This window comes from Actinoalloteichus spitiensis RMV-1378 (assembly GCF_000239155.1).
In the GTDB taxonomy this organism is placed as follows: domain Bacteria; phylum Actinomycetota; class Actinomycetes; order Mycobacteriales; family Pseudonocardiaceae; genus Actinoalloteichus_B; species Actinoalloteichus_B spitiensis.
Genome location: NZ_AGVX02000129.1, coordinates 1 through 8,046, shown reverse-complemented (window position 1 = coordinate 8,046; position 8,046 = coordinate 1). Strand labels below are relative to the sequence as shown.

At 74.1% G+C, this 8,046-nt stretch carries 8 protein-coding genes; 2 read left to right on the top strand and 6 right to left on the bottom strand.

Annotated features, from left to right (window positions below; all coding sequences use genetic code 11):
- Positions 1-245, bottom strand: a 245-nt coding sequence (locus ACTIDRAF_RS27620) for a J domain-containing protein (protein WP_039786162.1), incomplete at its 3' end; no start/stop codon positions are given.
- An 890-nt stretch (positions 246-1,135) separates the two neighbouring features.
- The gene (locus ACTIDRAF_RS0206735) at positions 1,136-1,975 is read right to left on the bottom strand and encodes an SAM-dependent methyltransferase (protein ID WP_026065843.1); all 840 of its coding nucleotides are present in this window, start codon (positions 1,973-1,975) and stop codon (positions 1,136-1,138) included.
- A 638-nt stretch (positions 1,976-2,613) separates the two neighbouring features.
- On the opposite strand from ACTIDRAF_RS0206735, the gene ACTIDRAF_RS35255 reads away from it, so the two are divergent.
- Entirely contained in the window at positions 2,614-4,272 is a 1,659-nt protein-coding gene (locus tag ACTIDRAF_RS35255; protein WP_016697957.1) for a PD-(D/E)XK nuclease family protein, read from the top strand.
- A 118-nt stretch (positions 4,273-4,390) separates the two neighbouring features.
- On the opposite strand, the gene ACTIDRAF_RS0206725 is transcribed toward ACTIDRAF_RS35255, so the two are convergent.
- Both ACTIDRAF_RS0206725 and ACTIDRAF_RS0206720 read right to left on the bottom strand, forming a co-directional pair.
- Positions 4,391-4,993: a TetR/AcrR family transcriptional regulator gene (locus tag ACTIDRAF_RS0206725; protein WP_016697956.1), complete on the bottom strand. Its 603-nt coding sequence runs from the start codon at positions 4,991-4,993 to the stop codon at positions 4,391-4,393.
- A 116-nt stretch (positions 4,994-5,109) separates the two neighbouring features.
- Complete coding sequence (locus ACTIDRAF_RS0206720; RefSeq protein ID WP_083886138.1) at positions 5,110-6,306, bottom strand: alpha/beta hydrolase; 1,197 nt, start codon at positions 6,304-6,306, stop codon at positions 5,110-5,112.
- Between the two features lie 77 nt (positions 6,307-6,383).
- Between ACTIDRAF_RS0206720 and ACTIDRAF_RS0206715 the strand changes: the two genes are divergently transcribed.
- Positions 6,384-7,025, top strand: a complete 642-nt coding sequence (locus ACTIDRAF_RS0206715) for a TetR/AcrR family transcriptional regulator (protein ID WP_039786160.1) — start codon at positions 6,384-6,386, stop codon at positions 7,023-7,025.
- A gap of 58 nt (positions 7,026-7,083) precedes the next feature.
- Here ACTIDRAF_RS0206715 and ACTIDRAF_RS0206710 read toward each other — a convergent pair whose 3' ends face one another.
- Complete coding sequence (locus ACTIDRAF_RS0206710; protein WP_016697952.1) at positions 7,084-7,761, bottom strand: response regulator; 678 nt, start codon at positions 7,759-7,761, stop codon at positions 7,084-7,086.
- On the bottom strand, positions 7,761-8,046 hold a 286-nt coding region (locus tag ACTIDRAF_RS27615; protein ID WP_039786157.1), incomplete at its 5' end, for an ATP-binding protein. The genes ACTIDRAF_RS0206710 and ACTIDRAF_RS27615, both read right to left, overlap by 1 nt.

Below are 8,046 nucleotides of genomic sequence, written 5' to 3'. Positions count from 1 at the left end.
TCGGAGGGCGGGTGGGGCCGCCAGGGAGCGGCGGGTGGCGCGGCGGCCCTGGCGCGGTCACGGTCGTACTGGCGGCGCAGGAGCGGGTCGGTCAGCGTCTCGTAGGCGTCCTGGAGCAGCCGGAACGCGCCCGCCGTGCCCCCCGCGTCCGGGTGCATCGTCTTGGCGAGCTGGCGGTAGGCCGACTTGACCTCGGCGGTGGTCGCGTCACGGGACACACCGAGCAGTTCGTAGTGGTCGACCACGGTGCGGAACTCCGATCGCCATCAGTACGTGCGCGAGGACGGTGGGAGAGGCGTGGTGGACGGGGCGAACCGCCGGTGCCTCCCCCGCGCCGTCGTCGATCATGGTGCCGGGGCGCTCCGGCACGGTTCTCCGGGGGGAGGTTCACGGTGTGTGACGGCCCCGGGGCCGGGTTCGCGGCCCTCGGGCTCCAGGGGCGGGAGTTCCCGGGCCCGGAGAACGGTGCCCTCTCCGCTCACCTGCCGGGGTGGCGCCGGCCCCGACCCCGCGCCGCCACCGCACGGGTGCCGGGGCCAGCAGCTGGCCGCGCCGGGGAGCGGTGGTCCCCGGTGGACACCCGTGCTCCCTGGGCCGGTCCCGCCGGGCGGGCCGGAGCGGCCCGCCCGCTCCGGGGCGAGGTTGTCGAGGACCACGCTCGGTCGCCCAACCGCTCCCGCGCGTTGTGCGGTGTGCCCGGCCGGGGCCCGGGCGGCGTCCCGGCTCGTGGCCCGGGTCCGCCTGGTCCCCGGTGGAGCGTGGATGACGGCGACTGGCGGCGTGCTCGCTCGTCCCCGGACGGGCTTCCGGTGGGTGCTGGGGCTCGACGGCTGGCCTCCGCTGGGGTGCGTGACCCGTCCACCCGGGTGGAGCCGGAACCGGGCGGAGGACCCACCGGGCCGGCGGGCTCCCGGCCCCGGCGTCGTCCACCCAGGGCCATTGTGGGCCAACGATGTCCCGCCGGGCCAGGGTGGCCGTTCGGCGGGGCACACCGGAGTCCCGGCCCGGTGCGGTGGCGGAGGCCGTTCCGCCAGGACGCGCCGGTCAGCGCGGGCGGCCCCGGTCCACGCTGGTGCGGGAGACGGCGGCGGGGGTGGCCGACCACGGCGACCACCCCCCGTCGTCTCCGGCGCGATCAGGGTTTGCGACCGACACCGCCGAGCAGCAGGTGGTCGCCCCGCGCGGGCGGGGTGTCCTGCGGGCCGTCCGGCCACCAGTCGAAGAGGTAGCCGAGACCCGGCTCCACCAGCTCCACGCCGTCGAAGAAGCCGGCGATCTGCTCACGGGTGCGGAAGATGCAGCTGCCCATCAGGTGGAGGAACTTGCCCTGGGCCTCCTGCGCCAGCGCGTGGTGCTCGTTGTCGGGCTCCGGCATGTGCAGGTGGCTGATGGCCAGGTAGGAGCCGCTGGCCAGCGCGTCGACGTAGGTCGACATCGCCTCGCCGGGGCGGTCCTCGTCCGGGACGTGGTGCAGGGTGTTGGAGTGGATCAGGGCGATCGGCTGGGAGAGGTCGAGGTGCGTGCTGATGACCGGGTCCGCGAGCAGCGTCGCCGGGTGCCGCAGGTCGCCGGCCACGAACCTGGTGCGGTCGTTCTCCTCCAACAGGGCACGTCCGTGGGCCGCGACCACCGGGTCGTTGTCGACGTAGACGACCCTGGCCTCGGGGTTCACCCGCTGGGCGGCCTGGTGCGTGTTCTCCGCAGTGGGAAGACCGGAACCCAGGTCGAGGAACTGGGTGATCCCGCCCTCGCCCGCGAGGAACCGGACCACCCGGATCAGCCACGCTCGGCAGAGCCGGCCGGTGTCTGCGGCCTCGGGGGCGATCTGGAGGATCTGGCGGTAGACCTCCCGGTCCACCTCGAAGTTGTCCTTCCCACCCACGAACGCGTCGTAGACCCTCGCGATGCTGGGCCGGGTGGTGTCGATCTCGCTCGGCAGGAATCCGCCGGTCTGTGCTTCGTCCGCGCCTGACATGTGCAGCAGCCCCACTCACGTAACGCCGGAAATGGATCACCCCAAAGAGTAGGCAAGGGGGTCCGAAGGGTGAACAGTGGCTCCGCTGCCGACTCGACCGACTACTTTCAGTAGTAGAAAGGGGGGTCCTCTGCTGATCAGCAGTCGCGGTCACGCCCGGGCCCGTAGACGGGTCGACCGAGGCGTGCGACCGGAGCACCACGGGTGGACGACTGGGCGGGGCGAACCACGCGGCGCTGGCGACGACCCGCTGGTGCTCACGGACTCGAGCTGCGGGGCTCCACGAACCTCGTGGGCCTCGGCGTCGACTTCGGACTCCCCCGCGTATCCCCGTCCTGCCGAGCCTGGACCCGTTGCGCCCCACCCCAGCATCTCGATGGTGAGGCAGGAGAGGAGTTCGTTCGCGTCGAGGACGGTCGACGTCCCGCTCCCGTTCGCGCCGCTTGGTATACAGGCGGGGTGATCGGCTGGGGCGTGCTGACCGCCCAACCACGGCGTGGAGGCCGCGAGCGCGGGTCGCGCTTCGGGGCGGGGCACCACATGGCGTCCGGCGGTGGGTGGCCGCGTCACCAGCCGCCTCCGGGGTCGGGACGCGGTGCGGGGCGTGCCGGGCGCCCGCCCACGGGGAGGAGGACGAGATGAGCGAGTCGTTGCCGGCGGACCTGGCCTACCGGGGACGGCCGGACCGGGTGCGGGTGAAGGCTTCCCTCCTCGACCAGGTGGGGCACGGTTGCCCTGGCCGGCTGAACCTGGCGACCCGCCCCGGGGTCGCCCCGGCGGACAGGTCCGTCCGCCGCCCCGAGCCGTGGCCGTTCCTGCTCGGTGCCGTGGTCGGCGCGGTCACCTCGGTGCACCGGGGTGCCGACGAGCAGGAGGCGATCCGCGCGGCGGCGCGGGAGGCCAGCAGGAGTGGTGTCGCCCTCCACGCGCTGGCCCGGCGCTTCCTCGACGCGGCGGTGTGGAACTACCTGGAGGCCCACGACGAGCGGGTGGACGAGGTGGGGCCGCTGTCCCTGGTCGGTGAACGGCAGATCACGCACGGGAACCGGGAGCTGACGGCCTGGGGCCTGTACTACGAGAGCCCGGACGGTGCGCTGCGGGAGGTGCGCCGGCTGCGGGTGGGCTCCGCCCGCGACGGCGCGGAGAGCCACCGGTGGGCGGCCGTGGCGGCCAAGCTCGCGCTGGACGGGAGCTCGGCGGACGGCCGGGCGGGCGGTCGCCGGCCCGACCGGGTGACCGTCGTCGAGGTGGGCCTGGGGGACGGTGGCGCGGCGGTGGTCGCCGACCTCCGTTCCGAGGCGCTGGTGCGGGACTTCTACCAGCGGGAGGCCCGCCCGGTCATCGCCGAGCTCATCAGCGGCACCCGGTTGACCCCGGGCCGCGACTGCGACCAGTGCGGGTGGCTGCCCAGCTGTCCCGCGATGCCGCGGGAGGCGGGTTTGCTGGGACTGGCCGAACCCGCCACCCACACCCGCTCGGTCAGCGCGTCCGAACTGGACAGGTACCACGGCTGCCCGGCGCGCTACTTCGGCGACACGGTCCTGCACCTGCCGAAGGAGGACGACACCGGGCCGGCGCAGCTGCGCGGCCTGGCGGTGCACCGGTGGCTGGCCGCCGCCCACGCGAGGCCGGACGCCGCCGCCTGCGCGGTCGAGGACCTGCCCGAGCCGGGCACCGGGGTGCCCGCCCACCACGAGGTGCTGACCGACTCCGAGTACGAGGCGGCCTGGCCTTTCCTCCGGCAGCACGTGGACCGGTGCCCCCTGGGCGACGAGGCGGTGGCGTCCGTGCGGGTCGAACCGGTCCACCGGGTCTACGACCCGACCGCCGACGTGGTGGTGGCCGCCAGCCCGGACCTGGTCTACCGCGCGGGCGCGGCACGCCGGTGGCGGGAGACCAAGAGCACGCTCGGGCACCTGCCGACCGGTGTCGAGGACGCGATGGTCCGTTACCTGGCGTTCGCGGTGGACGTGCTGCTGCTGGCGGCGGTGGTGCGGGCCGACGGGCACGACGGTGGGGGAGCGGTGGAGCTGGAGGTGCTGGGGCCGGAGGAGGCCCGGGTGTACACGGTAGACGTCACCGACGAGGGCCTGGTCGCGGCGGCCCGTCGCCGGGTGGCGGAGGCGGCGGCGCCCTGGAGCCGTGACCTCGACTTCCGGCCGCGCCCGTCCTCGGCCTGCGAGACCTGCCCGGTTGGCGGGTGGTGCCCGAGCAGGGGGGAGCGTCCGGTGGAACCGGTGCCGGCGGGCCGGACGGGTGCCGTGGCCGCCGTCGCGGTGGAGCCGCCACCGTTCTGACCGCCAGGCGGACCGGGCAGGGCGGTGAGACGGCCGGCGGGAACGTCGAGGGCAGGGTGGGTGTTGGGGGTGCGCCGCTCTCGCCGGCTCGCCGCGGTCGCGGGGGTGGCGACTGGGGTCAGGCCGGTCGGAAGGCGGCGAGGACCGCTGTGACCAGCGCGTCGGCGTACTCCGGCGTGAGCGGCCCGTCCCGCAGCAGCCAACGCCGGTAGACCGGCGCGTACAGCAGGTCGAGCACCAGGTCGAGGTCGGCGTCCGCCGCCAGTTGCCCGGCCCGTTGCGCCGCGCGGAGGCGGTCCCGCTTCGCCTGCTCCACGGGGGCGCCCAGTCGTTCGCGGTAGGCGGCCGCCAGCTCGGCGTCGTTGATGATCTCGGTGTTCAGCGCGCGGATCGGTGCCTCGAATGCGGGGTCGGCGAACTCGGCGACGGTCGCCCGCAACACCGTGCGGAGGTCGGCTTCGAGATCCCCGGTGTCGGGGAGGGTCACCTGACCTTCGGCATCCGGCGAACTGAGCGCCAGGATCGAGTCGAGGACGACCGCGCCCTTCGTGGGCCACCACCGGTAGAGGGTCTGCTTGCCCACCCCGGCTCTGGCCGCGATGGCCTCGACGGTGACCCTGGGGTAGCCGAGCTCGACGATGAGTTCCCGCGTCGCGGACAGGATCGCCTGGCGGGACCGTTCGCTGCGCCGCCGGGAGTCGGGCGCCTTCGGGGTGCTCATTGCGCTCAGGGTAGGGGGAGCAGGACGGGACGAGCCGTCTTGCTCCCGGTGGTCGTTCGCGTCCTGGCACGGGCTCCGCCGACGCCCTCCGGAGCGGGCGCCCCGGTCGTCCATGCTCACCCGTGGGTGGTGAGGAACTCGCTGATCGCGTGCCGGGCGAGCTGGCTGCCGAAACCGCCCCAACTGATGTCGAACTGGTGGTCGGCGTAGGGGATCTCCACCAGGGTGTGGTCGACGCCGGCCTCCTCCAGCAGGTCCGCGAACGCCCGGGTCTGGTCGGCCTGTTGGAGGACGTCCCGCCCGCCCTGGATGAGCAGGGTCGGTGGCAGGTCGGCTCGCAGGTAGGTGCTGGGAGAGGCGGGCCCCCAGTCCTCGTCGGCCAGTCGCCAGGTCTCCTCGCTCAGCTGGCGCCAGACGGTCTCGCCCAACCGGGGGTGCCGGCTGATCTCGGCCGTCGCGTCGCCGGGCGCGTACCAGGCGATCACGGCCGACACCTCGGCCGGCTCCGCCGGGGCGTCGCAGGTCGGCCCCAGTTCCTCGGTGGTCGTGTAGGAGGTGAGCAACGCCAGGTACCCGCCGGCCGACTGGCCCATCATGGTGACGCGGTCCGGGTCCGCCCCGTACCGCTCGGCGTTGGCCGCGATCCAGCCCAGCGCGCAGGTGAGGTCGCCGGGCGGTGTTCGCCAGTCCCCGTCGCGGAAGAACCGGTAGTCGACGTCGAAGACCACGTGGTCGAGTTCGGTGAGCCAGACGTCCCACCGGGGGAAGAGGCTCTGCGGGGCTTCCTCGGCTCCACCGTGGACGTTCACGACGATGGGGCGCGGGCGGTCGGGGTCGGGGTCGGTGACCGGTGTCCACACGTCCAGCATCAGGTCCTCGCCGTCCACCTCCGCGTAGCGGACGGTCGCGTCGGGGCCCCGGTCGGCCTCGCTGCTGAGCCCGTCGAGGTAGCCGTCGAGGGCCAGGGTGGCGTCCAGCTCCCGCGCGGTGGACCAGGCGGACAGGCCGGGCAGGGCCCCCAGGATGACCAGCGCGAGGTTCACCGCGACGACGGCGGTGGCGGTCCACCGCCTCCCCCGGCCGGCGGCTCGTCGTCCACCCACGAGCCCGAGGGCCAGGCCCAGGAGTCCCGCCGCGCTGACCAGCAGGCTGAACTCCAGCACCAGGAGACCCACCGCCCACCAGTCGAGGCTCGGCATGGGGAGGAGCGCGGTGGCGGCGGCCGCCACCCCGGCCAGGCCCGTCGCCGCGCCACCGGCGAGGGCGAGCCATCGGCCCAGCTGGCCTAAGCGTCCGTTCGCGCTACTGGACATGGAACCTCCCACGTAGGAATACGGGTGTATCGAATACGACTGTATTCCTACGTGGGGTCATGCGCGAGACTGGGGGTATGCCAAGGCACGTCGACCGCGAGGAACGCCGCCACCACGTGGCGGACGCCCTGCTCCGCATCATCGAGCGCGAGGGGTTGGAGGCGGTCAGCGTGCGCACCGTCTCGGCGGAGGCCGGCTGCTCGGTCGGCGCGGTCCAGCGCTACTTCCGCAGCAAGGACGAGATGCTGCGGTTCGCACTGGAGACCGCCATCACCCGAGCCGCCGGCCGCATGGCGGAGATCCGCCTCGGACCTGGTCTGATGTCCTTCCCCGACGCGCTCCGCGCGGCCGTCGTCGAGTACCTCCCCCTCGACGACGGCCGGCTCGCCGAATCCCGGATCTGGGCCGCCTTCTCCGCGCGCGCCGTTGTCGACCCCACGTTCCGCGCCGTGATCACCGGCCTGGACCGCCCGGCCCGAGACCAGCTCGCCAGGGTGTTCGCCTACGCGGAATCCGTGGGGGAGCTGCCCGCCGGTCACGACCACGAGGCCCTGGCGTGCCTGGTCATCGCGTTGATGGACGGGCTGATGTGGTCGTTGCTGCTGCGGCCCGCCCCCGAGGAACGGTCGGTGCACCTGGCCGCGGTGGACGCCGCCGTCCGGTCGTTGACCGCGACGGTGGGACGACGCGCCGGCGGTGGGGCCGAGCCCGCGCCCTGACCCTTCCACCGGACACACCTCGGGTCGCGGACCGAGCACCGGCCCCGGGTGCGACGGCTCAACCGCCGGGACGGACCAGACCGTGCTCGTAGGCCAGCACGACCGCCTGCACCCGGTCGCGGCAGCCCAGCTTGGCCAACAGGTTGCCGACGTGCGTCTTCACCGTGGACTGCCCCACGACCAGGGTCGCGGCGATCTCGGCGTTGGACAGGCCACGGGCGACCAGCAGGAGGATCTCGTGCTCCCGTTCGGTCAGACCGGGGTGGGCGGGCAGCGGCGTGGGCGCGGGCAGGGGTGGCGGGCTCGAGCGGCGGGCGAACTCGGCGATCAGGCGACGGGTCACCCTCGGCGAAATGAGCCCCTCGCCCCGCGCCGTCGTACGCACCGCCGCCACCAGCTCGTCCGGCTCCACGTCCTTGAGCAGGAAGCCGCTGGCCCCGGCCCGCAGCGCCGCGAAGACGTACTCGTCCAGGTCGAAGGTCGTCACCACCAGCACCGACACTGGAGGATCGAGCCCGGCGCCGGCCAGCCGCTCCAGCGCGGTGATGCCGTCGGTTCCCGGCATGCGCACGTCGAGCAGGACCACGTCCGGCCGGGTACGCAGTACCTCGCGGACGGCTTGGTCGCCGTCGGCCGCCTCGCCCACCACCGCCAGGTCCGGCTCGGCCTCCAGGATGGTGCGCAGGCCCGCGCGCACCATCGCCTGGTCGTCGGCCACCAGCACCCGGATCGTCACTACCGCTCCTCCGGTCCAGTCGGGAACCACGCCGTCACCAGCCAACCCCCGTCCGGTGTCGGCCCGACCCGCAGTCGCCCCGAGGTCTGCCGCACCCGTTCCCGCATGCCCACCAGACCGTAGCCACCGGAGCCCGTCACGTCCTCGCCCGCCGTGGTGGCGGCGCCGTTGCGCACCGCCACCTCAAGGCCCTCCAGAGAACGGACCACGGTCACCGACACCTCGGCGCCGGGCGAGTGCTGGCGGGCGTTGCTGATCGACTCCTGCACCAGCCGGTAGGCGGCG